The sequence below is a fragment of the Massilia sp. SYSU DXS3249 genome, from assembly GCF_053668055.1.
Window position 1 is genome coordinate 1 of the sequence record NZ_JBSIPX010000026.1, and the last position, 23,546, is coordinate 23,546.

At 66.9% G+C, this 23,546-nt stretch carries 21 protein-coding genes and 1 tRNA gene; 11 read left to right on the forward strand and 11 right to left on the reverse strand.

What is annotated here, in order from left to right; genetic code table 11:
- On the reverse strand, window positions 1–465 hold a 465-nt coding region (locus tag ACWCIA_RS21680; RefSeq protein WP_454166558.1), incomplete at its 3' end, for a TonB-dependent receptor plug domain-containing protein.
- Between the two features lie 333 nt (window positions 466–798).
- Between ACWCIA_RS21680 and ACWCIA_RS21685 the strand changes: the two genes are divergently transcribed.
- Both ACWCIA_RS21685 and ACWCIA_RS21690 read left to right on the forward strand, forming a co-directional pair.
- On the forward strand, window positions 799–2,055 hold the full coding sequence (locus tag ACWCIA_RS21685) for a DUF2863 family protein (RefSeq protein WP_454166559.1): 1,257 nt from the start codon (window positions 799–801) through the stop codon (window positions 2,053–2,055).
- Between the two features lie 88 nt (window positions 2,056–2,143).
- The gene (locus ACWCIA_RS21690) at window positions 2,144–2,662 is read left to right on the forward strand and encodes a GNAT family N-acetyltransferase (RefSeq protein ID WP_454166560.1); all 519 of its coding nucleotides are present in this window, start codon (window positions 2,144–2,146) and stop codon (window positions 2,660–2,662) included.
- Between the two features lie 155 nt (window positions 2,663–2,817).
- Here ACWCIA_RS21690 and ACWCIA_RS21695 read toward each other — a convergent pair whose 3' ends face one another.
- The 5 genes from ACWCIA_RS21695 to ACWCIA_RS21715 all read right to left on the reverse strand — a co-directional run bounded on the left by ACWCIA_RS21695 (window position 2,818) and on the right by ACWCIA_RS21715 (window position 6,617).
- Complete coding sequence (locus ACWCIA_RS21695) at window positions 2,818–3,963, reverse strand: serine hydrolase domain-containing protein (protein WP_454166561.1); 1,146 nt, start codon at window positions 3,961–3,963, stop codon at window positions 2,818–2,820.
- Entirely contained in the window at window positions 3,960–4,436 is a 477-nt protein-coding gene (locus tag ACWCIA_RS21700; protein WP_454166562.1) for a CYTH domain-containing protein, read from the reverse strand. The genes ACWCIA_RS21695 and ACWCIA_RS21700 overlap by 4 nt, the downstream gene beginning before the upstream one ends.
- Window positions 4,437–4,463: 27 nt before the next feature.
- Complete coding sequence (locus ACWCIA_RS21705) at window positions 4,464–5,585, reverse strand: M14 family metallopeptidase (RefSeq protein WP_454166563.1); 1,122 nt, start codon at window positions 5,583–5,585, stop codon at window positions 4,464–4,466.
- Window positions 5,586–5,747: 162 nt separating this feature from the next.
- Window positions 5,748–6,110: a hypothetical protein gene (locus ACWCIA_RS21710; RefSeq protein ID WP_454166564.1), complete on the reverse strand. Its 363-nt coding sequence runs from the start codon at window positions 6,108–6,110 to the stop codon at window positions 5,748–5,750.
- A 210-nt stretch (window positions 6,111–6,320) separates the two neighbouring features.
- On the reverse strand, window positions 6,321–6,617 hold the full coding sequence (locus ACWCIA_RS21715; RefSeq protein WP_379785383.1) for a KGG domain-containing protein: 297 nt from the start codon (window positions 6,615–6,617) through the stop codon (window positions 6,321–6,323).
- A 361-nt stretch (window positions 6,618–6,978) separates the two neighbouring features.
- On the opposite strand from ACWCIA_RS21715, the gene ACWCIA_RS21720 reads away from it, so the two are divergent.
- The 8 genes from ACWCIA_RS21720 to waaF all read left to right on the forward strand — a co-directional run bounded on the left by ACWCIA_RS21720 (window position 6,979) and on the right by waaF (window position 16,125).
- Window positions 6,979–7,872 (forward strand): hypothetical protein, encoded by an 894-nt coding sequence (locus ACWCIA_RS21720; protein ID WP_454166565.1) that lies wholly within the window; start codon window positions 6,979–6,981, stop codon window positions 7,870–7,872.
- A gap of 330 nt (window positions 7,873–8,202) precedes the next feature.
- The gene (locus ACWCIA_RS21725) at window positions 8,203–9,978 is read left to right on the forward strand and encodes an ABCB family ABC transporter ATP-binding protein/permease (protein WP_454166566.1); all 1,776 of its coding nucleotides are present in this window, start codon (window positions 8,203–8,205) and stop codon (window positions 9,976–9,978) included.
- Between the two features lie 127 nt (window positions 9,979–10,105).
- Window positions 10,106–11,134 carry a glycosyltransferase family 2 protein gene (locus ACWCIA_RS21730; protein ID WP_454166567.1) on the forward strand — a complete coding sequence of 343 codons (1,029 nt, stop codon included), beginning with the start codon at window positions 10,106–10,108 and terminating at the stop codon, window positions 11,132–11,134.
- A gap of 19 nt (window positions 11,135–11,153) precedes the next feature.
- Window positions 11,154–12,140, forward strand: coding sequence for a glycosyltransferase family 4 protein (locus ACWCIA_RS21735; protein WP_454166568.1), 987 nt, complete (start codon window positions 11,154–11,156; stop codon window positions 12,138–12,140).
- The gene (locus tag ACWCIA_RS21740) at window positions 12,137–13,603 is read left to right on the forward strand and encodes a glycosyltransferase (RefSeq protein ID WP_454166569.1); all 1,467 of its coding nucleotides are present in this window, start codon (window positions 12,137–12,139) and stop codon (window positions 13,601–13,603) included. The genes ACWCIA_RS21735 and ACWCIA_RS21740 overlap by 4 nt, the downstream gene beginning before the upstream one ends.
- Before the next feature lie 8 nt (window positions 13,604–13,611).
- Window positions 13,612–14,463, forward strand: a complete 852-nt coding sequence (locus ACWCIA_RS21745) for an SDR family oxidoreductase (RefSeq protein WP_454166570.1) — start codon at window positions 13,612–13,614, stop codon at window positions 14,461–14,463.
- A 1-nt stretch (window position 14,464) separates the two neighbouring features.
- Complete coding sequence (locus tag ACWCIA_RS21750) at window positions 14,465–15,025, forward strand: D-glycero-alpha-D-manno-heptose-1,7-bisphosphate 7-phosphatase (RefSeq protein WP_454166571.1); 561 nt, start codon at window positions 14,465–14,467, stop codon at window positions 15,023–15,025.
- Window positions 15,022–16,125 (forward strand): lipopolysaccharide heptosyltransferase II, encoded by a 1,104-nt coding sequence (gene waaF, locus ACWCIA_RS21755; protein ID WP_454166572.1) that lies wholly within the window; start codon window positions 15,022–15,024, stop codon window positions 16,123–16,125. The genes ACWCIA_RS21750 and waaF overlap by 4 nt, the downstream gene beginning before the upstream one ends.
- Before the next feature lie 331 nt (window positions 16,126–16,456).
- Here waaF and ACWCIA_RS21760 read toward each other — a convergent pair whose 3' ends face one another.
- The 3 genes from ACWCIA_RS21760 to ACWCIA_RS21770 all read right to left on the reverse strand — a co-directional run bounded on the left by ACWCIA_RS21760 (window position 16,457) and on the right by ACWCIA_RS21770 (window position 20,267).
- Entirely contained in the window at window positions 16,457–17,887 is a 1,431-nt protein-coding gene (locus ACWCIA_RS21760; RefSeq protein ID WP_454166573.1) for an SGNH/GDSL hydrolase family protein, read from the reverse strand.
- Between the two features lie 322 nt (window positions 17,888–18,209).
- Window positions 18,210–18,286, reverse strand: a tRNA-Pro gene (locus tag ACWCIA_RS21765).
- A gap of 94 nt (window positions 18,287–18,380) precedes the next feature.
- On the reverse strand, window positions 18,381–20,267 hold the full coding sequence (locus tag ACWCIA_RS21770; protein ID WP_454166574.1) for an MFS transporter: 1,887 nt from the start codon (window positions 20,265–20,267) through the stop codon (window positions 18,381–18,383).
- Window positions 20,268–20,535: 268 nt separating this feature from the next.
- On the opposite strand from ACWCIA_RS21770, the gene ACWCIA_RS21775 reads away from it, so the two are divergent.
- Window positions 20,536–20,754, forward strand: a complete 219-nt coding sequence (locus tag ACWCIA_RS21775; protein WP_454166575.1) for a hypothetical protein — start codon at window positions 20,536–20,538, stop codon at window positions 20,752–20,754.
- Between the two features lie 81 nt (window positions 20,755–20,835).
- Here ACWCIA_RS21775 and ACWCIA_RS21780 read toward each other — a convergent pair whose 3' ends face one another.
- Together ACWCIA_RS21780 and ACWCIA_RS21785 are read right to left on the reverse strand one after the other, a co-directional pair.
- Window positions 20,836–22,161: a homoserine dehydrogenase gene (locus ACWCIA_RS21780; RefSeq protein WP_454166576.1), complete on the reverse strand. Its 1,326-nt coding sequence runs from the start codon at window positions 22,159–22,161 to the stop codon at window positions 20,836–20,838.
- An 18-nt stretch (window positions 22,162–22,179) separates the two neighbouring features.
- Window positions 22,180–23,406, reverse strand: coding sequence for a pyridoxal phosphate-dependent aminotransferase (locus tag ACWCIA_RS21785; protein ID WP_454166577.1), 1,227 nt, complete (start codon window positions 23,404–23,406; stop codon window positions 22,180–22,182).
- Window positions 23,407–23,546 lie beyond the last annotated feature (140 nt).

Genomic DNA, 23,546 nt, shown 5'->3' on the forward strand with positions numbered 1-23,546 from the left:
CCCCCCCCCCCCCCCCCGCGCGCGCCCCCCCGCCCCCCGGCCCCCCCCCCGCCCCGGCCCCCGACCGCCGCCGCCCCCCCCCCCGCCCCCCCCCGCCCCCCCCCCGACGGTGATGCCCGGCACCGAGCGCAGCGCGTCGGTCAGCGACACGGCGGCGGTTTGCGAGATGACTTCCTGGCCGATGACGGTGACCGACTTCGGCGTGTCCAGCAGGGGCGCGGTGAACTTGTCCGAGCTCGAGGCGACCGGCGCCTGGACGTCGCGGCGCGCGGCGCCCGTGATTTCGACGGTCGGGACGGCCGGGTCGATGTCCTTGGCGCCGTCGGCCTGGGCCAACGGCGACGCCAGCGTGGCCAGCACGGCCAGCGCGGAACCGGTCAGGGCCGGCGCGCTCGTGCGCGCATGCTTGCGGCTGCGGATGAAGGGAGATGCGCTCGGGACTGCCGGGTTTGCTGTCTTGGTCATGGTTGTCAGTAAAAGGTTACCTGCGGGTTGCCTGCCAGCGGCTGTTTTTGTTGCTTGGGAGCCGGGTTTAAATGAGAACGATTCGCATTATGATTTCTATTAAGCGTTTTGGCAAGTATTGTTCAGTGCATACGGCAGGGCCATGACCGGCGTCACGCCGGAATGTGCGCTCGGCGCCACATATGGATGAGCACGACAGGGGACGGCGCCCTTCCCCTTGTGTTCATGGCATGTGGCCGAATCAACTACAATACCGGGGATATGGGTTTATGATGACCCCTTGCAGTTCGACTTTTCGATCCTCACCATTTACAAAGAGACTCTCCCAGCGCCATGCGTCGTCCCTCCAAAGATTCATCTAACAAACTTTCCGCGGAAAGCCAGCGTCTCTCCAGCATTGCCCAGGCCATCGTGCAGTCTGCCAGCCGCGTTGAAGAACGGACCTGGGAGCGCCAACTGGACCTGCAGCTGCAGAAGCTGCTCAAGACCAACCACCAGGAAAGCATCGACGCCGCGCTCAACGCCCTGTTCAAGGACGACCTGGGCGCCTACGACGTGCTGATGGACTGCGTCGAGGCCGTCAGCGAATCGTCGACGATGGTCGAGCAAGGCAACGACGGCGCCGAAGTCACCTGGCAGGCCCTGCTGGTTGCCGCGCCCATCCTGGCCTGGACCCGCTTTTCGATCGGCTCCGGCACCATCCCTGCCGACATGCTGACCACGCTCTCCGCGCATTTTTCGAGCCACCTGCTGGCCGAGGGCGTACAGATGTCGATGGCGCCGACGCTGTATGCGATCGACCAGCTGCCGCGCACCCATGCCGAGACCTACGCGCTGACCCACAAGCTGGCCCAGGCCGCGCACAAGGGCATCGCCATCAAGCCGTCCACCCGCATCCCGGAAACGGCGCCTTTCCTGGCCGACACCCGCTACCTGCTGGTCGCGCTGGTGGCGCCCGTCGGCGCCCCGCTGTTCCGCTGGCAGGAACCCCAGCACCAGATCAATTTCTCGGCGGTGCGCACCAGCGCCCTGGAAGCCTGGCGCGACCAGGGCACGGCCAATGTCGCGCGCCTGCTGCCGGGCTGCGGTGTCGAACTGCTGCTGCCGGAAGCGTATTACGTCGCCTGCCGCGAAGCCGATAAACTGATCCGCCCGGTCTCGATCCGCGCCGCCGTGCACTATCTGACCAATACGCTCGACGTCGAAGCCTCCGACCTGCGCGCCGTCATCGCCGGCTTCGGCGAGGAAGCGCTTGAGGGCCAGATCGACGAATACCGCGTCGGCTTCACGCTGCGCCAGAGCGCGGAAGTGGTGTACGGCATCGTCTGGCCGCTGTACGGCCAGGAAGACGAGGAAGGCACGCCGATCGAAGGCGGCGACAGCCTGCTGCCTGCGCCGCTCACGCCGATCAACGAAATCATCGCCCACCTGAACGAAGCCGGCATTTCCCACATCAAGCGCATCAACGAGCGCTACGTCGCCGAATACTGCGACGATTGCGGCGCGCCCCTGTTCGCCGACCCGACCGGCGACCTGGTGCATGCCGAAATGCCGGAAGACGCCCCGGCGGGTACCGAGCACTTCCACTGATCCTCCCCGGCAGCGGCCCAGGCGACTCCGTCCGGGCCGCGCGCCATCCCGCTTGCCCGCCCGGCAACAAAGGGCGCACAATGGCGCCATGAGCGCCCTTTCCCCCCAATTCCTGGTTCGTCCCGAACTGCCGTCCGACGTTGCCGACATCGACAGCGTGCAGCGCGCCGCGTTCACCTTTCACCCGCACAGCAATCAAACCGAGCACCTGATCGTCAGGCGGCTGCGCTCTGGCGGCGGGCTCGCGCTGTCGCTCGTTGCCGAGACCCGGGAAGGCGCCATCGTCGGCCACGCGGCGTTCTCGCCGGTGACGATCGACGGCCAGGCACTGGGCTGGATGGGACTGGGTCCGCTGGCGGTGCTGCCGGGCTCCCAGGGCATGGGCGCGGGCAGCGCGCTGGTGCGGGCCGGCCTGGCGGCGCTGGCCGAACGCGGCGCCGCAGGCTGCGTGGTGTTCGGCGAACCAGGCTATTACGAACGCTTTGGCTTCCAGCCCGACAGCCCTTTGCGCTATCCAGGCGCCCCGAGCGAATATTTCCTGGCGCTGGCACTGGACGGCAAACCGCTGCCCTCGGGCGACGTCGCCTACGATCCCGCCTTCGATTGAGGGTGGACGGCTGCACCCGGGTCCATGCACATCCGCGGTTGCAACGCCGTCCACGCGTTCAACCGGTTCCTGAAACCGCGCGCCGATTGACCGCCCCACCATAAAAAAAATGGCGCCCCTGAGGACGCCATGATGGGCTCACACGCTTCGCGCAATCAGCGAATCGCCGCAATCACCCGCTTCGCAAACTCCGCCGAATTCCCGCTGTGCCAGCGCCAGACGATGACCAGGTCGTGGTTCGGAGAGACGACGATCGTGTTGCTGCCGGCGCCCAGCGCCGCATAGGCGTTGGCGGGCAGTCCCGGCAAGTTCTTGCCCTTGGTGTTGAGCCACCACAGGTAGCCGTAATCCGGGCCGTGGGCGCTCGGGGTCAGGGCTTCCTTGACGAAGCCGGCCGGCAGCACCTGCTTGCCTTTCCAGGCGCCGCCGTTCAGCCACAGGTAGCCGAAGCGCGCCATGTCCCAGGAGTTGATCCACATGCCGCCGCCCCAGCGCGTGCCGCCGCTGACCGACGGTACCTGCTTGCCGTTCAGTTCCACGTAGCTGTTGTGGTAAGGAACCCACTTCCAGCTGTTCGAGGCGCCGATCACGTCCATCACCTGTTCCTGGAACACTTCCGGCACCGGCTTGTCGAACACGCGCAGCAGCGACAGCGCGAAGCGGTTGATGCGCACGTCGTTGTATTCGTAATGGCTGCCCGGCTCGCCCAGCGTGCGCGGCTTGCGCTCGCCCGCACCGAACTCGGCCTTGCCGATGAAGTCGGCGTTCTTGCCGAACAGGCTGCCTTCCCACTCGGTTTCCTGCTGCAGGTGCTGCTTCCAGGTGACCTGGGCGTTGCGCGGCGACGCGTAGCCGCCGTCCTTCACGCGCTGGCCGACCGGCTCGTCGAGCTTGCCGATGCGCCCGTCGCGCACGGCCACGCCGGCAACGGTGGCCAGCATGCTCTTGGCCACCGAATAGGTGGGATCGACGAAATTCGTGTCGCCGAACTCGGCCACGACGTAGCCCTTGTAGATGACGACGCCGTTGGTGCGGGCGCGGCGCGTCGGCATCGAACCGAGGCGGGTGCCGAAGGTGGTTTCCTGGTCCGAAAAGTCGAGTGCGCGCTCGGTCTCGTGGCTTTGCGCATACTGGACGGCGGCAGCCAGCGCGGCGGCATCCATGCCCAGCTCGGCGGGCTGCTTGCGCGCCCACTCCCCGCCTGGGGGGAAATAGGCGGGACGGGCAGCAACGGCGCTGCCGAGCGGCAGCAATAGGACAGCACCAAGGGCAAGCGCAGCGCGCCGGGTCATGCAAGTCATGCGGAGTCCTTCCAGGCGGAATACGGGTGGCGAATCAGGTTCGAATTGAAATAACGGTGGTCGTGGGTGACCTCGAGGCCGATCCAGCCGGGCTTGTCGAAGGCCTCGTCCTCGGACGCGAGTTCGATTTCGGCCACGACCAGGCCGGCGTTGGCACCCAGGAATTCGTCGACTTCCCAAGTGTGCGGCCCAGCGGCGATCCGGTGGCGGATTTTCTCGACCAGCGGCCGCTGGCACAGGGTATCGAGCAATTCCGCGGCCTCAGGCACGGGAATCGGGTATTCCCATTCGCCGCGCGTGGCGCCACGGTTCTTGCCTTTGATCGTGAGCGTGGCCGCCTCGCCTTCGATGCGCACGCGCACCGTGCGCTCGGGGTCGAGGCTGAGGTAACCCTGGCGCAGCAGGGTGGCCTCGCCCAGCGCGCGCCAGGCGTCGCCTTTGACGAGGAACTTGCGCTCGATCTCAACGCCCATGCACGATACTCATAGTGAAGGCGCCAATCAGTCCAGCGACTGCAGGATAGGCTGCAGGATCGCCGCGCCGAGGGCCGCGCTGCGCGCGCCGTTCCAGCCGGTATGGACGTTCGGCAGGTTGGCGTTGTCCTTGAACGGCATTTCCAGGGTCAGCGACAGGCATTTGAAGGTGTGGCCGATGTATTTCGAAGCCAGGGTCAGCAGCTCGTCGTTGTACTTGCTGGCTGCGTAACCGTACACGTTCTGGAAGTCCGGGCTGGCCGCCATGTATTGGGCGACGAAGGCCTTCTGGCGCGCTTCGCGTTCCGGAGTGAAATCGGCCAGCATCTCGTTGCCTGCCACGAAGTTGTACGGCAGTGCCTCGTCGCCATGGATGTCGAAGAACATGTCGACGCCGGTCTCGTGGATCTTTTCCTTCACGCACAGCACTTCCGGGCTGCGCTCGAGGGAAGGCGTCATCCATTCGCGGTTCAGGTTGGCGCCTGCCGCGTTGGTGCGCAGGTTGCCGCGCACCGAGCCGTCCGGGTTCATGTTCGGCACGATGTAGAACACAGCCCGCTGCAGCAGCTTGGTGGCGATCGGATTGGCGTCGTCGAGCAGCGCATCCATCATGCCTTCCACGAACCACTCGGCCATGGTCTCTCCCGGGTGCTGGCGCGCGATGACCCAGATCTTTTTCTCCGCTGCCGGGTTGCCGATCACGACCAGGTTCATGTCGCGGCCGTCGACGGTGGTGCCGATGTCGTGCACGCGGGCGATCGGGTTCTCGGCGACTTCGCCCAGCAGGCGCAGGTGGCGTTCCCAGGTGTAGGGCTCGAAATAGGCGTAATAGATGCTGTCGAGTTCGGGCGTGTGGTTGACCGTCATGACCTGGCCGTCGAAGCTGGTCGGCACGCGGAACCAGTTCTCGGTGTCGTAGCTGGCCGCGACCTGGTAGTCCTCGAAGCCCTTCGGATAGGTGGCCTGGCCGGCATTCAGGAAGCGGATCGTACAAGCCTGGCCGCGCGCGCCCTGCAGGCGGAAGTGGAACCACTGATGGATGTCCGCGTTATTGTCGCGGCGCAGGTTCAGGTCGACCGCTTTCGGGCTTGAAGCTTGTACCACCTCGATGGCGCCCGAGTCGAAATGCTGGCTGATTTTGATAGGCATGGCTGTCCTCTATTGGCCCGTTAACGAAGAAGATACGAAGAAGAAACGAAGAAGAAACGACGAGAAGAAACGCGCAGAAACGGATGATACCGGATGGATGGGTCCTTCCGTCGCGCATGGGCAGCGTGCCGCTCCATGCACGGCGGACTCGGCGTTGCCGGCTTACGCGTCGAGGTCGATCAGCTCGCGGCTGTACAGCACCAGGATCTGGCGCATCAGTTCGACGTTGCTGCGGTCGAGGACGAGGACCAGGTTCGGCTCGCGGTCGAGGTCAAACGCCATGCGCAGCTTGCCCGGCAGTTCGCGGCAGTTGAGCGTCTGCGCGCGCGGGAAATAGGGATTGTTCCAGTCCTGCTGGGTGATTTCAGGCGGCGCCGGCGGCGGCTGCAGCGACGGGTCCTGGTTGACCGGCAGGTGCTTGAGCAGCCAGAAAACGATGGAAGCGGGAATGTGCAGGCCGATGTCGCTCGCGCCCTGGGTGGAGAATTTAGCGAGCAGGGAATTGCCGACGCGATCGCACGACATGGACATGCTCTTGACTTGACGAATGACCGCTTCTTTCACGACGATGTTCCTCAGGGATAGTTAAAAAGGCGCAGCGATTCTACCCCATCCCCTTGTCGATTTGTGTGCCTTCAGAAAGAAAACGGGGAGCCGCGCTCCCCGTTCCGGTGGTTGGTTCCATCATGCCGCCCGCTCTGGCCGGCATGATGGAACGACGTTGCCTCTTCAGGCTTACTCTTTCGAGCCGCCGCGGCTGCCGCCTTTCGACGAGCTGCGCGAGCTGCTGCCGGAACCGGCGCTGGCCGATTGACGGTTGCCGTGGCTCATCGAGCCGGCACGGCGTGCTTCCTCGGAAGTGAATTCGTGTGCAGTCCCTTTCTGGTGAGCGGCCTTGCCGCCCTGGCTGGCGATTTCGCGCTGGCGCTGCGGATCCATCGATGCGAAACCACGATTGCGAGTGCCGCCGCCGGCGCTCTGGCTGTTGGACTGGTTACCGCCCTGCTTGTTACCTTGATTGCTCGAAGCCATGATGGTGTTCTCCCTGAGTACTTGTGAAACCGCCGCGTCGTGCGGCAGGCTTTACCTCCGCTCATCCGCATAGCGCCGATGAGCGACGGCTGAATTCATCTTAGGCATGCACTTTAGATGAGGGTATAGGACGTTTTCAGATGACTTTGTAGGACTACAGGCGACAGAAAATGCACAGGTGAAATAACGTTCTTTTAGGAAGGAATCCCATCAGTTATCGTCCTACACACTACCGATGCGTCTTCCTATACTGAAGCGACAACAAGGCGCGCATCATGGCAGGATCATGCGGCGCCAGCAGTGCTCGGCAGTCCCCTTACGGCCGGGCCATCCGCGACATCAAGTTTGGAAAGGAAAGAACATGGACGCGAACCAACGCAGCGAAATGAACAATCAGACCAATAACGGTGCCAACGAAAAATGGAACAAGAACGCCAAGGGCAAGACAGCGCCTGACGCCCCGCTCGACCACACCTATCCGCAGGGCGCCTCGCAGCAGCAGGGCAACCAGGGCATCGACCAGATGGGCACCCAGCAAAGCGGCATGGGCCCGGGCCCGTGGACCAACGAAAGCGAGGTGTGGGACGTGCCGGGCGGCTCGATGCAGTCGCAGCAGAACGGCGGCAGCGGCCCCACGCAAGGCATCACCGACAGCCACCAGCGCCAGATGGAACAGCGCTCGAGCGCCTATGGCCAGCTCGAACTGCCGGTCGGCCATCGCCCGGCCGACAGCGGCACCGACCTGCTCCGGCACGAGGGCGAGCATGCCGGCAACACCCAGGCCACGCATCGAATGAATCCGCAAGACCCGCGCCAGCCTGAACTGCAGGGCGGCTCGCTCGGCCACCACCACCGCGCCGGCCAATCGATGCAGTCCGGCCAGGACAGCGGCGGCCAGTACGGCAGCGGCCAGGGCAGCCTCGGCTCGGCGCAGTCCGCCACCCAGGCCGGCGCCCAGCAAAGCACCGACCGCGGCGGCTCGCAAACCGGCGGAGGCGGCCGCGAGACCGGCGCCCGCGACCAGGGCGTACACCAGTCGAACGACCTGGCCGGCGGCCTGCCGCGCAGCCCGGGGAATGCCGGGCCGCGCACGGAAAACACGGCTTCGCTGCCCGGCGCCGGCGGGCAACAGGACCAGCCCGGCGTGCACGAATCGAACGACGCCGCGGGCGGCTATCCGGCCAGCCCGGCCGGCGCCAACCGCCTCGCGGGCGACCGCAAGATGGACGACGACACGGGTTTTTCGCGTAAATAACATGCCTTGGGGGCAGCCGCCCCCATTTGATTCCGACACCCCGGCGGCGACCCTGTCGTGCCGGGGTGTCGGTGCGTCCGTGCCGGACGGCGGTTAACATGGTCGTACGGGCACCTCTCCCCGTTCCAGCGCTGTAGGACAACTCCTTCATTCTGCGAGCAAGCGCTTTTGGCAGGCAGCCGCCTTTTCGGGCGCGGTTTCCTGCCTGGCGTGCCACGCATCGTTCGTGGTTCCCCGAAATAACTGAGCCGTATTTGAGCCACCACAGACATCCAGCGTGATGTAAACGCGGTCGCGCCGGTCAAACCTGCAGAGCCAGGAGAACCGGGAATGACAGGCGAACGTGTCGGCATCGCGGCAACGCGCATCAGTACCGAGCTGTGGGCGGTACTGGCGCGCTATCGCTGGCGCATCGTCTCCGCCGTCGTCCTGCTCCTCGTCGCCAAGCTCGCCACGGTGGCCGTGCCCCTGCTGCTCAAGCGCATCATCGATGCCTTTCCGCCGGACGGCATGCCGGCGCGCCTGCCGGTCTACCTGCTCGCCGGCTATGCGGTGCTGCGCTTTTCCTCGACGCTGTTCAACGAGTTGCGCGACCTGCTGTTCGTGCGCGTGACCCTGGCGGCGGTCTCGAGCTATGCCCAGAAGACCTTCGCCCACCTGCACGCCCTCGGCCCGCGCTTCCACGCCCAGCGCAAGCTCGGCAGCCTGCTGCCCGACATCGACCGCGGCACCAGCGGCATCGCCTTCCTGCTCGGGGTCGGCCTGTTCACCATCGTCCCCACGCTGGTGGAGATCGGCCTGGTGCTGGCGATCATGCTCAGCCGTTACGAAGCAAGCTTCGCCGCCATCATCCTGCTCACCTTCCTCGTCTACGCCGGCTTCACCCTGGTCTTCACCGCGCGCCGGGTGATCTACCAGCGCCGCGTCAACAAGCTCGATTCGCACGCCAAGGGACAGCTGGCCGACAGCCTGATCAACTACGACACCGTCAAGTACTTCACCAACGAGGCCTTCGAGGCGCGCCGCTTCGCCTCCATCATGAGCGACTGGCGCGCGGCCGGGATCGGCAACGCGCGCGCGCTGTTCACGCTGCACGTGGGCCAGAGCGCCATCATCGCCCTCGGCGTGGCCGCCATCATGCTGCTGGCCGGCCAGGCGGTGATGTCCAGGCGCATGAGCGTAGGCGACCTGGTGCTGATCAACGCCTATGCGCTCCAGGTCTGCCTGCCGCTCAACGCCCTCGGCTTCGTCTACCGAGAGGCGCGCGACGCCTGGGTGAATACCGAGCGCCTGTTCGCCCTGCTGCGCGAACGCCCCGAAATCGAGGATGCGCCGCGGGCGCCGCCATTGCGCGCCGGGCCCGGCGACATCGTGTTCGACCACGTCAGCTTCCATTACGAGCCCGAGCGGCCCGTGCTGGCCGACCTCAGCCTGCACATCGAGCCCGGCACCACGCTGGCCGTGGTCGGGCGCAGCGGTTCCGGCAAGTCCACGCTGGCGCGCCTGCTGCTGCGCTACTACGAGCCCGCCAGCGGACGTATCCTGGTCGACGGCCAGGACATCCGCACCGTCACCGCCGCCAGCCTGCGCGCAGCCATCGGCGTCGTGCCCCAGGAGACGGCGCTCTTCAACGACACGATCGGCAACAACATCGCCTACGGGCGCATCGGCAGCACGCGCGACGAGGTGGTGGCCGCCTGCCGCGCCGCCCACGTGCACGAACTGATCGCCACCCTGCCCCAGGAATACGACACCCCGGTCGGCGAACGCGGCGTCAACATCTCGGGCGGCGAGAAGCAGCGCATCGCGATCGCCCGCGCCATCCTCAAGGATCCGCCCATCCTCATTTTCGACGAAGCGACGTCGGCCCTTGACGCAGATTCAGAGCATGCCATCAGCCAGGAACTCGACCGTTTGTCGCGCAATCGAACCACTCTCATCATCGCGCACCGCCTGTCGACGATCGTGAACGCCGACGCCATCGTCGTCATGGAGCGCGGCCGCATCATCGAACGCGGCACGCATGCGGAACTGCTGCGCCTGCACGGCGTGTACGCCCGGTTGTGGTTGCTGCAGCAGCGGATGGACAAGGACAAGGCGCGCTAGCCGGGCCTGTGGTTGGTCCTTGGCTGGGCCTCGGCTGGCCCCTGCCCGGCCTGGGTCGAGCAGCGGGCCGAGTTTCAAGCCGAGTACCGAGTTGAATATCGAGTCGAGTCATTACCACGGAGGAGGCATGCCGAACACGACGTCAGCAGCGGGCAGCACCACCATCACGATCTCGGTCGTGGTGCCGACCTGCGGCCGCATGGACTTGCTCGACCGCTGCCTCGATGCGCTCACGCGGCAGACCCTGCCCTTCGGCAGCTTCGAGGTGATCGTCGTCGACGACGAGCCCAACCACAACACCCTGCACCTGGTGGCCGGCTGGCGCGCACGCACGCTCGATCGCGGGCCGCGCCTGGTCTACCTCGCCAATTCCGGCCAGCACGGTCCGGCGGCGGCGCGCAACCTCGGCTGGCGCGCCGCGCAGGCGCCGGTCGTCGCCTTCCTCGACGACGACGGCGTACCCGCGCCCGGCTGGCTGGCCGAGGGCCTGGCCGCCTTCGGCGCCGACGTCGACGTGCTGTGCGGGCGCGTCGACAAGGCCGGACCCGGCGCCGCGCGCGCCTGCGCGGCCCAAACGCATCCGGACCCGCTGCCCGAGCTGTGCATCACCAACTGCTTCTGCCGCAAGAGCGTGCTCGAGGCACTCGAAGGTTTCGACGAACGTTTCGAGCAGTCCAGCCATGGCGAGGCCGACCTGCACTTTCGCCTGCTGGGCATGGGCGCGCGCATCGTGCGCTCGCCCGACGCCGTGGTGGTGCAGCCGGTGCCGCCCATGCCATGGGGCGCCAGCCTCGCGGAGACCCGGCGGGCCGTGTTCGACGCCCTGCTCTACAAGAAGCACCCCCGCCTCTACCGCGAAAGAATCGGCGCCATCCCGCCGCTCGACTACTACCTCGCAACAGCGGCCCTGGTGCTCATGCTCGGCGCACTGCTGGCCGGCGCCGGCGTCCCCGCCCTCGTGGCCGGGCTGGCCGGGTTGGCTTGGATCGCGCTCACGGCGCGGCTGTGCAAGCAGCGCCTGCGCGGCGCCCCCATCCGCAGTCCCGACACCGTTCTGTACGTGCTCGACATCGTCGTCACCTCGGCCCTGATCCCCCCGCTGGCCGTCTTCTGGCGCCTGGTCGGGGCCATCCGCTACCGCGTCCGTTTCACCTGACGATACACCAGAGACTCCCATGCGCCGACTCAACGTCCTGACCTGGCATACCCACGGCAGCTACCTGTACTACCTGTCGCAGGCGCCGCACGAATTCTTCGTCGTCTCGAAACCCGGGCGGCCGCCCGGCTATGGCGGGCGCTGCGGCCATATTCCCTGGGGCGACAATGTGCACGACCTGCCGGTAGAGGCCGCGCGCGATCGGCAATTCGACTGCATCCTGTTCCAGGACGACCACCAGTGGGAACAGGACCAGTACGCTTTCCTGACGCCGGCGCAGCGCGCGCTGCCGCGCATCTACCTCGAACACGACCCGCCACGCGCGCATCCGACCGACACCCCGCACCTGGTCGACGACCCGAACGTGCTGCTGGTGCACGTCACCCCCTTCAACGACCTGATGTGGGACAGCGGGCGCACGCCGACGCGCGTCATCGAGCACGGTGTGCTGGTTCCGGACGGGGTGCGCTACCTCGGCACGCTCGACCGCGGGCTGGTGATCAGCAACCACCTGGCGCGGCGCGGGCGGCGCATGGGTCCCGACCTGTTCCTGCAGGCGCGCCAGCAGGTGCCGCTCGACCTGATCGGCATGGCGGCCGAAGAACTGGGCGGCATCGGCGAAGTGCAGCATGCGCAGCTGCCCGCGTTCGCCGCGCGCTACCGCTTCCTGTTCAGCCCGATCCGCTATTCCAGCCTGGGCCTGGCGGTCATCGAGGCGATGATGGTCGGCCTGCCGGTCGTCGCGCTGGCGACGGCCGAAATGGCGACCGTGATCGACGACGGCGCTACCGGCTTCATCGACACCCGCATCGATCGCCTGCACGACTGCATGCGCGAACTGGTGCGCAGCCCGTCGCTGGCGCGCGACCTGGGCCAGGCCGCGCGGCGCCACGCCCAGGAGCGCTTTTCGATCGAACGTTTCAGCGCCGACTGGGACGCCGCGCTGCGCTACGTGACCGATCACCCTGGCCAGCGGCCACCAAGGCCAGCCCGGAGGGACGCATGAAACTGAACGAACACCCGGCGGGTGCGCGCGCAGGCGCGGGCCCGCGCCGCATCGCCCTCATCAGCGACCATGCTTCGCCGCTGGCCGCGCCCGGCAGCGTCGATTGCGGCGGCCAGAACGTGTACGTGGGCAACCTGGCGCGCGAGCTGGCGCTGGCGGGCTGCTTCGTCGACGTCTTCACGCGGCGCGACGCCCCCGCCCAGCGCCACCCCGTGCGCCCCTTCCCGCACCTGCCGAACGTGCGGGTGATCCACGTCCCGGCGGGGCCGGCCCACCATGTGCCGAAGGAGCAGATGCTCCCTTTCATCCCGGATTTCGCCCGCTTCGTGGCCCGTTTCGCACGCCGCCAGCCGGCCCCTTACGACATCGTCCACGCGAATTTCTTCATGTCCGGCATGGTGGCCGAGCACCTGAAGGACACGCTCGGCATTCCTTTCGTGATCACCTTCCACGCCCTCGGCCATGTGCGCCGCCTGGCCCAGGGCGGGGCGGACGCCTTTCCGCCCGAACGCACCCGCATCGAAACGACGCTGATGCGCCGGGCCGACCGCATCATCGCCGAGTGCGCACAGGACCGGCTCGATATGGAGCAGCTGTACGGCGCCCCGCCCTCGCGCATCACGATCGCCCCCTGCGGCTTCGACCCCGAGGAACTCTGGCCGGTACCGCAGGCACAGGCGCGCATCCGGCTCGGGCTGGCGCGCGAACGCTTCACCATCCTCCAGCTCGGACGCATGGTTCCGCGCAAGGGCGTCGACACCGTGATCCAGGGCCTGGCGATGCTGCGCGAACGCCACGGCATCGACGCCCTGCTGCTGGTGGTCGGCGGCGACCACGCGCGGCCGGATGGATGTGCGAACGGAGGCACGACTGGAGGCATGACTGGAAGCGCAAACGGAGGCGCCGGCGCAGACGCGGACGGACGCGCTGGCGGAGGCGCCGACGAGCTCCCGGACCGCGCTTCGCAGCGCAATGCGCAGCGCAGTGCCGAGGAAGTCGACGACCCCGAAGTGGCGCGCCTGCAGGCACTCGCGCGCCAGCTCGGCATCGAAGCCCACGTGCGCTTCGTCGGCCAGCAGCCGCGCGACGCGCTGCGCTACTACTACGGCGCGGCCGACGCCTTTGTCACCACGCCCTGGTACGAGCCCTTCGGCATCACCCCGGTCGAGGCCATGGCCTGCGCCCGTCCCGTGGTCGGGTCCGAAGTGGGCGGCATCAAGAGCACCGTGATCGACGGCGTGACCGGCTTCCTGATCCCCTCGCGCGACCCGCGCGCGCTGGCCGAGCGGCTTGCGCAGCTGCACGCCGACCCGGCGCTGGCGCGCTGGATGGGCGAGGAAGGATTGCGCCGCGCCTACCGCCACTACACCTGGCGCTCGGTCGCCAGCCAGGCTGCCGCCGTGTACGCGGCGGTGCTGGACGAGTACCGGGCCAGCACCCCTTCCAGCCTCCCCACCCTTTAGGAGCAGACATGGAGTTGACGCAAGAACCGCAGGACGCGCACGGGCCGCAGGACTGCCGGCCTGCCGGCGAGCTGAATGAGCAACACGCTGGGCAGCAGCACGGGCAGCAACATGGGCAGGCCCGCGCCGCGGCCTCCGCTTCGCTGCGCGGCAAGACCGTCTTCATCACCGGCGCCGCCAGCGGCCTGGGCGCCGCGCTGGCGGGCGTCCTGGCGCAGGCGGGCGCCGACATCGTCGCCACCGACATCCGGCCGGCTGCGCTCGAGGCCGTTACCGCACCCTTGCGTGAACTCGGCGGCCGCCTGCATGCCATCGCCTTCGACGTGGCCGATCCGGATGCCGTGCGGCGCGCCATCGGCGAGGCAGCCGAGGCCATGGGCCGCCTCGACGTCCTGGTCAACAATGCGGGCACCGACGTCACGCTGCCGATCGACGCGCTGTCGGAAGCGGACTGGCTGCGCGTCATCGACACCAACCTGAACGGCCCCTTCCTGCTGGCCAAGCACGCGTCGGTCCTGATGCGCCAGCTTGGGGGCGGCCACATCGTCAACGTCGCGTCCACCGCGGCCAAGCGCGCCTGGCCGAACGCCGCGGCCTACCACGCCAGCAAATGGGGCCTGCTCGGCCTATCGCACGCGCTGCATGCCGAACTGCGCGCGCACAACATCCGCGTCACCGCGGTGGTCGCGGGCGGCATGCGCACGCCCTTCCTGCTCGAGCGCTTTCCCGAGCTCGACCCAGCCGGCCTGCAAGACCCGGTCAACGTGGCCGAGGCCATCCGCGCGGTGCTCTTGATGCCGCAGGAAACGGTGATCGCCGAATTGACCGTGCTGCCGATGCGCGAAACCTCCTGGCCCTGACATGAGAGCGATCTTTCTCGACAAGGACGGCACGCTCATCGAGGACCTGCCGTACAACGTGGAACCGCGCCGCATGCGGCTTGCGAGCGGCGCCGGCCCCGCCCTGCGCCTGCTGGCCCGGCTCGACTACCGTTTTTTCGTCGTCAGCAACCAGTCCGGGGTGGCCGAGGGACGCTTCGCGGAAGACGCGCTGCGGGCGGTGGGCGACCGCCTTTCCGACCTGCTGTTCCGCGAAAACCTCACGCTCGACGGCTTTTATTACTGCCCCCATCATCCGCGCGGCACGATCGCGCCCTACGCCGTCGATTGCCATTGCCGCAAGCCGATGCCCGGGCTGCTCCTGAAAGCGGCCGTCGAGCACGGCATCGACTTGCGCGGCTCCTGGATGATCGGCGACATCCTGCACGACGTCGAGGCGGGCAACCGCGCCGGCTGCCGCACGGTACTGCTCGATAACGGCAACGAAACCGAATGGCGGCTCGGACCGCGCCGCGTCCCCACCCGCATGGCGCCGGATTTGTACGCCGCCGCCGTCCTGATCGCCAGCCACCACGAACAATGAGCAACGACTGGAACCATGCCGCCCACCTGCTGTGCGTGCGGCTCGATTCGCTTGGGGACGTGCTGATGTGTACGCCCGCGATGCGGGCCCTGCGCGCCCAGCATCCGGCACGCCGGCTGACCCTGCTGACCTCGCCCGCAGGGGCGGCACTTGCGCCCCACCTGCCCGACGTCGACCAGGTATTGGCCTATGAGGCGCCGTGGATGAAGAGCAGCAGCGCCGACCCGCCCGACTACCACGTCGCGCAGATCGCCGCGCTCGCCGGCCACCGTTTCGACGGCGCCGTGATCTTTACCTGCTACAGCCAGAGCGCCCTGCCCGCCGCGCTGCTGTGCCAGCTCGCCGGCATTCCGCTGCGCGCGGCCTACTGCCGCGAGAAGCCCTACCAGTTGCTGACCGACTGGATTGCCGACCCCGAGCCGGGCGCCTTTGTCCGGCACGAAGTGCAGCGCCAGCTCGACCTCGTGCGCCACCTCGGGGCCGAGGTGCAGGACGAGCGCCTGTCGTTCCAGCCGCTGCGCGCCGACATGGCGGCCGTGGATGCGCGGCTGCGCCGGATCGGCATCGATCCGGCAGGACGCTGGCTGGTGCTGCACCCCGGCGCCAGTGCGCCTGCGCGGCGCTACCCCCAGCGCCATTGGAGCAGCCTGATCCGGCAGCTGCATGAACGGATCGGCTGCCCCATGGTCCTGACCGGCGGCGCCCACGAAATGTCGCTGATCGACGGCATCGACGTGCCGGCGGAAGCCCGCGTCCATTCGCTGGCGGGGCAACTTAGCCTCGGCGAACTCGGCGCCCTGCTGGCGCAAGCCTCGCTCGTGGTCAGCAACAACACCGGCCCGGCCCACCTGGCCGCTGCCGTCGGCACGCCGGTGGTCGACCTGTACGCACTCACCAACCCGCAGCATACGCCCTGGCGGGTGCCGAGCCGCGTCCTGAACCACGACGTCGGCTGCCGCTACTGCCACCGCAGCGTATGCCCGGAAGGCCACCACGACTGCATGGAAAAACTCGCGCCGAGCCAAGTGGTCGACGCGGTGTGCAGCCTGCTGAAGCAAACCGAGCCGTACCGGACCAGGGAGGGGATGCCGACCGATTGAGGAAACCAGGCGGCCGACCAGGAAACCACCGCTTGAGCAGCCGCTGGCCGATGCCGCGCACTACATGCGTGTTGTGCATCGCCGGCGCTTGTAGCTGCCGCTGTTGCCGGACATGTCCGCCTCTGTCGCAAACCGGCTGCTGCATAAGCTTCGGCTGCCGCGCGTGCGCTGGCTGCCGTAGCTGCTTCCGCGGATGAAGATGCACTTGCTGCTCCGAGTGGCTTGGCGGCCGCATGGGTCGCCAGCCGCTGTTCCCCTCTCCCGTGCAACATACTTCCTGCATCCACCAGACAAGCCTGGCCGCAGGCGGCGCGCGGCCAGGCCGGGTACTTCACTGACCCTGCTCCTTGACCGCCTTCAGCGCCGCCGTGCCCGCCCCGCGGAACAGCTCGAGCGGGATGGCATTCGCCATCGCCTGCATGCCGAGGTCGTTGGGGTGCAGGTGGTCGCCGCTGTCGTAGGCGGGCAGCATGCGGGTCGGATGCGCCGGATCGCGCACGGCGCGGTCGAAGTCGATGACGGCATCGAATTCATCGCTGGTCCGGATCCAGTTATTCACCGCCTGGCGCACGGCTTCCTTCTGCGGCGTGTAATAGCCGGGGAAGACCGTCCCTTCGAACGGGGTCAGCGTGGCGCCGTAGACCGGGATGCCCTTGGCGTGGGCGCGTGCGATCAGCTGGCGGTAACCGGCGATCAGGTCCTGCGGCGTGACCGCTTCACTGGCGGGGATGGTGCCGGTGCCCGGATGCCCGATGTCGTTGATGCCGATCAGGACGATCAGGTAGCGCACGCCGGCGGTCGCCAGCACGTCGCGGTCGAAGCGCGCCAGCGCCGCGCGGCCGAACAGCGGCTGCTCGCCCGGATCGCGCAGCAGGCGGTTGCCGCCGATGCCGCGGTTGACGATGCCGAGCCGGCTGTTCAGGCTGCGCAAGCCGCCGCTGCCGGCCTGGTCGCGCGTCGTCTGCAGGCGCAGCGCCAGCAGGTCGGGCCAGCGGCGGTTCGCGTCGATGGTCGTCACGGCGCCGTCGGTGATCGAGTCGCCCAGCGCCACAATGGCCCCGCCGGCGCCGGCGCCCGGCGAAGTCACGTCGACTTCGGTCAGGAAGGGCCAGGAAGTGATCGTGCGCTGGGTCGGCAGTGTGGCCGCGCCCGTGAAGTCGCCCGGCAGCGACACGTAGTTGGTCTGGAAGGCCGAGCCGTGGATGGTCGTGGCCTGCACCTGTCCCGGCAGGTAGAGGCTGACGGCCAGGTCCGACAAGGCCGGCACGTCGAGGTCGACCGGGTCGGACAGCACCGGGGCGCCGGCCGGGATCGTGATCGACGGCGAACCGCTGAAAGTCAGCACCCGGTCGGTGCCTGCGGCAATCTCCGCGCCCGCGCCGCGCCGGGCGACACGGGCCGCGCCGATGCGCAGCGGCGTGGTGCCGTGTTCGTTCGACACGCGGATGCGCACTTGCGTACCGCCGATGCTGGTGTGCACGATCAGGCGCAGGGTCTGGTCGTTGAAGGTCTGCGTCTGCGCCGCCAGCGGCGGACCGGCCGGCGCCGTACCCCAGGTGCCGACCCACTGCCGGCTGTCCCAGTTGCCCGGCTGGGCATGGACGGCGTCGAACGGCAGGCTCAGGCTGGAAATGGCCAGCGCCCCGGCGGCAAGCCAGGCGCGGCGCGAACGCGCCGCAGTACTGCTCGCAGTACCGCTTGCAGTATTGCTTCTGCGTGCCGGGCGAACCAGCCCGGACAAGGACAACCACATCGTCTTCATCTTCGTGCTCCTCGAAATGGGTGGACCGCCAGCGCCGCGAACGCGGCCATCGACGGCACGCATCAATCTAAGCGAGCCGGACCATGGCAAACAAGCCGGTCTCGGCATCGATCCTTGCGCTCGATCGAAGAATATGAAGACAACTAATGAGAATGGGGAACTTTATTTGGCCAGAACAATAAACAATCAAATTATTGATTAATTGAAACCGTCGCTGCGCCGGCACCTGTCCCCTTCCGCACTGCACGCGGCCGGCCGAAATGAAAAAAGCCAGTCCGAAGACTGGCTTTCAGGAATCATCAACTGATTCGGCTCATTCTGTTGGTCGGGGCGAGAGGATTCGAACCTCCGACCCCTTGCACCCCATGCAAGTACGCTACCAGGCTGCGCTACGCCCCGACTAGCCAACAATTATACCTGAGACAGAAATTTTTACTTGGGTTTTTGTCATACCCTGCCTGCATCGCGGTCCCGCCTGGCCGATACGGGCATCCTACTTCCAATCCCCCCGCAAGCCCTTCACCTGCTCGTGCAGGTATTCCGGCGTCGCCTGCTGGGGCGGCACCGGCACGCCCACCGCCAGCGCCAGTTTCGAGCGCCAGCCGCGTGCGAAGGAGCGCTCGAACAGGTTGCCCGGGTCGCGCGTGAAGACGCTGCCCCACAGGCCGCGCAGCGCCATCGGGATGACCGGCACCCTGCTGCGCTCGACGATCTTCGCGATGCCGCCGCGGAATTCGTTCATCTCGCCCGTCGAGGTCAGCTTCCCTTCGGGGAAGATGCAGACCAGGTCGCCCTGGTGCAGCGCTTCGGCGATGTCGATGAAGGCGCGCTCCATCAGGAAGGGGTCTTTCTTGGCCGGGGCGATCGGGATCGCTTTCGCGGTGCGGAAGATCCAGCCGAGGAAAGGCGTCTTGAAGATGCGGTGGTCCATCACGAAACGGATCGGGCGCGGGCTGGCGGCGCCGATCACGATCGCGTCGACGTAGCTGACGTGGTTGCAGACGAGGACCGCCGGCCCTGTGTCCGGGATGCGCTCGACGTCGACCGTGTGCACCCGGTGGATGGTGTGGATCAGCAGCCAGGCCAGGAAGCGCATCAGGAATTCCGGCACCAGCGAGAAGATGTAGACCGCCACCGCCGCGTTCAGCAGGGCCGTGACCAGGAACATTTCCGGGATCGAGAAGCCCTGCCCCAGCAGCACGATGGCCACGCCAGCCGCTGCCACCATGAAGATGGCGTTCAGGATGTTCATGCCGGCGATCGTGCGCGAGACGTGCTTCGGGTCGCAGCGCGTCTGGATCAGGGCGAACAGGGGTACGATGAAGAAGCCGCCGAACACGCCGATCAGGATCAGGTCGGCTACGATGCGCAGGCTGCCGGGCAGCGCCAGCAGCGCCAAGGCGTCGACGGTAACGGTATTCGAATAGGCCAGGCTGGCGAAATACAGGTCGATGCCGAACACGGACAGGCCGATCGAGCCAAACGGGACCAGGCCGATCTCGACCTTGCGGCCCGAGAGCTTCTCGCACAGCAGGGAGCCGAGGCCGATCCCCAGCGAAAACACGGTCAGCAGCAGCACGAAGACGCTGTGGTCGCCGTGCAGGTAGTCCTTGGCGTAGACCGGGAATTGCGACAGCACCAGGGCGCCGTAGAACCAGAACCAGGAATTGCCCAGCATCGACAGGAACACGGTGCGGTTCTGGCTCGAGAAGCGCAGGTTGCGCACCGATTCGGCCGCGAAGTTGTGGTTGATGCGCAGTTCCGGCGCGGGCGCGGGCGACTGCGGGATGCGCCAGCTCGCCGCCAGGCCGATCAGCGCCATCAGCAGGCTGGCGCCGGCGACCAGCTCGATGCCGAAGGGTTTGTAGGCCACCAGCAGGGCGCCCGCCACTTCGCCCAGCAGGATGCCGACAAAGGTGCCCATCTCGACGACGCCGTTGCCGCCCACCAGCTCTTCCGGCTTGAGGTGCTGCGGCAGGTAGGCGTATTTCACCGGGCCGAACAGGGTCGAGTGCAGGCCCATGCCGACCACGGCCGCGATCAGCAGCCACAGCGTGTGGGTCATCCAGCCGATGGCGGCGACCAGCATGATCGCCACTTCCAGCAGCTTGACGAAGCGCGCCAGCCTGCCTTTCTCGACCTTGTCCGCGATCTGCCCGGCCGTGGCCGAGAAGACGACGTAGGGCAGGATGAAGAGGCCGGGGATCAGGTTGTTCAGGAGGCCGGGGTCGAGGGTCGTCCACGACAGCGCGTCGTAGGTCAGCGCCACCATCAGCGCCGTCTTGAACAGGTTGTCGTTGAAGGCCCCGAGGAACTGGGTCCAGAAGAAAGGCGCGAAGCGGCGCTGCGACAGCAGGGAAAATTGGCTCGGGTGGCTCATGCGGAGTAGGTGTTCACAAGAGAGGCATCAATGTATAACGGCGTCCAGAGGGGAACAACGGTTGATTGCGCGAGATCATCATCGACCTGCAGCGGCGCGCCGGCTGCTACCGCGAGGAGCGGCTGACGATACTTTTTCCCTCTACGGAGCCCAAGTGTACCGTTGTTCACGGCGGCAACTACCATGGCCGTAGGAAAGATGTTTGACACGCCTCAAACACCCGGCGAGCCCGCCTTGTTGTGCACCGCAGCGTGAGTAGAATGCTCGGATGAATTCGCCCAACCTCCAACCCATCCAGCACAGCGCACCAGATGCGCTGCTTGACGAGCTCGAGCACGAGCTGCTCGCCCTGACCAACGCTTCGCTCGACGACGACGGCGACGAGTTGCCCGCCCCCCTCGTCGACGAATTCGCCACCGAATTCCTTGTCGAGCTCAGCCGCCCACCCTCCCCGCCCTTCACGGGCCGTCGACCTCAGGGGCAGTAGCGGCGAAGCGATGTCGTCGAAGACAGTACCCGACCACGGCGAAACGATTCAAGGCCGCCGTGGGATCCTGTCAGGCGCGCATCAGCTCAGGGTTTCGAGCCTGATCCGGATGACCTTGCCCACCACCGAACCGAGCGCCTCGATGCGTGCGATGGCCGCGTCGACGTTCTTCTCCTGGGTCTGGTGGGTGATCATGATGATGTCGGTACGCGCGTCGCCATGGGTGCCCTTCTGCAGCACGGCGTCGATCGAGATGCCGGCGTCGGCCAGGATGCGGGTCAGGTCGGCCATCACGCCGAGCTGGTCGTTCACGTAGACGCGCAGGTAGTAGCTGGTCGTGATTTCCGACATCGGCAGGATCGCCACGTCGGTCATCTCGTTCGGCTGGAAGGCCAGGTGCGGCACGCGGCAATACGGGTCGACCGTCGCCAGGCGCGTCACGTCCACCAGGTCGGCGATGACCGCCGAGGCGGTCGGCTCGGAACCGGCGCCCTTGCCGTAGTAGAGGGTGGAGCCGACGGCGTCGGCCTCGACCAGCACCGCGTTCATTGCGCCCTCGACGTTGGCGATCAGGCGCCCGGTCGGGATCAGGGTCGGGTGCACGCGCAGTTCGATGCCCTCGACGCCGTCGACACGGGTGCGGCGCGTGATGCCGAGCAGCTTGATGCGGTAGCCGAGCTGCTCGGCGTAGCGGATATCGATCGCCTGCAGCGCGCTGATGCCTTCCACATGGGCCTTCTCGAACTGCACCGGGATGCCGAAGGCGATGGCCGACATGATCGTCAGCTTGTGGGCCGCGTCTACGCCCTCGATGTCGAAGGTCGGATCGAGTTCGGCGTAGCCGAGGTCCTGGGCCTGCTTGAGGACGACGTCGAAATCGAGGCCCTTGTCGCGCATCTCGGACAGGATGAAGTTGGTCGTGCCGTTGATGATGCCGGCCACCGATTCGATGCGGTTGGCGGTCAGGCCTTCGCGCAGCGCCTTGATGATCGGCACGCCGCCGGCCACGGCCGCCTCGAAGGCCACCATCACGCCCTTTTCCTGGGCGGCGGCGAAGATCTCGTTGCCGTGCAGCGCCAGCAGCGCCTTGTTGGCCGTCACCACGTGCTTGCCGTTGGCAATCGCGCGCAGCACCAGCTCGCGCGTCAGCTCGTAGCCGCCGATCAGCTCGACGACGATCTGCACCTCGGGGCTGTCCACCACCAGGAAGGGATCGGCGACGACCTGGCACCCGCTGCTGTCGCCGATGATGCGCGCGGCGCGCTCGGTATTGCGGGCAGCGACCATCGTGATCTCGATGCCGCGGCCGGCGCGGCGCCGGATGTCTTCCTGGTTGCGCTGCAGGACGTTGAATGTGCCTGCACCGACGGTGCCGATGCCGAGGAGGCCAACTTTGATGGGTTTCATGGTCGTTTCATAGATAAGTTAACGCGCGTGGCGCCGACGGTAGCTGTCGAGGAAGCGTGCGATGCGCGCGCAGGCATCCGTCAGGTCGTCGGAATTGGGCAGGAAGACGAGGCGGAAATGGTCGGGCGCGGTCCAGTTGAAACCGGTGCCCTGTACCAGCAGGACTTTTTCCTCGCCCAGCAGTTCGCAAATGAATTGCTGGTCGTCGGCGATCGGGTACATCGCCGGGTCCAGGCGCGGGAACATGTACAGCGCCGCTTTTGGCTTGACGCAGGTAACGCCCGGGATATCGGTCAGTAGTTTGTGGGCGAGGTCGCGCTGCTTGAGCAGGCGCCCGCCGGGGCCGACCAGGTCGTCGATGCTCTGGTAGCCGCCCAGCGCGGTCTGGATCGCGAACTGGCCGGGCGCGTTGGCGCACAGGCGCATCGAGGCCAGCATGTTCAGGCCTTCGATATAGTCTTTCGCATGGCGCTTTTCGCCCGAGATCACCATCCAGCCGGCGCGGTAGCCGCAGGAGCGGTAGTTCTTCGACAGGCCGTTCAGGGTCACGAACAGCACGTCGTCGGCCAGCGAGGCGATCGACTCGTGGCGCTCGCCGTCATACAGCACCTTGTCGTAGATTTCGTCGGCGTAGACGATCAGGCTGTGCTGGCGCGCCAGCTCGACGATCTCGAGCAGCACCGCGCGCGGGTACAGGGCGCCGGTCGGGTTGTTCGGGTTGATGACGACGATGGCGCGCGTGTTGGGCGTGATCTTGCGCCGCATGTCGGCGATGTCGGGCATCCAGCCGGCCTGCTCGTCGCAGATGTAGTGCACCGGCGCGCCGCCGGCCAGGCTCACGGCCGCGGTCCACAGCGGATAATCCGGGGCCGGCACCAGCACCTCGTCGCCATTGTTGAGCAGGCCCTGCATCGCCATCACGATCAGTTCGGAGGCGCCGTTGCCCAGGTAGATGTCGTCGATGCCGACACCCGCGATCTTCTTTTGCTGGGTGTAGTGCATGACCGCCTTGCGCGGTGCAAACAGCCCCTTCGAATCGGTATAGCCGGCCGCGCCGTGCATGTTGCGGATCATGTCCTGCATGATCTCGTCCGGCGGATCGAAACCGAACACGGCGAGGTTGCCGATGTTGAGCTTGATGATCTTGTGGCCGTCGTCCTCCATCTGGCGCGCCTGCGCCAGCGCGGGGCCGCGGATCTCGTAGCACACTTCGTCGAGCTTGTTCGATTTCAGAATCGGTCGCAAAATTTCACCTTGGTCTGCCCGCATTGTTGCAGTGCGAAAAATACCATTCTGCCGAAAGCGCCCGATTTAAGCAACCTTGCCGGCTGAGGGCTGCGTGGCTACAGCAAAGCTGCCGAAACGCTTACAATGGCAGCCCTTTC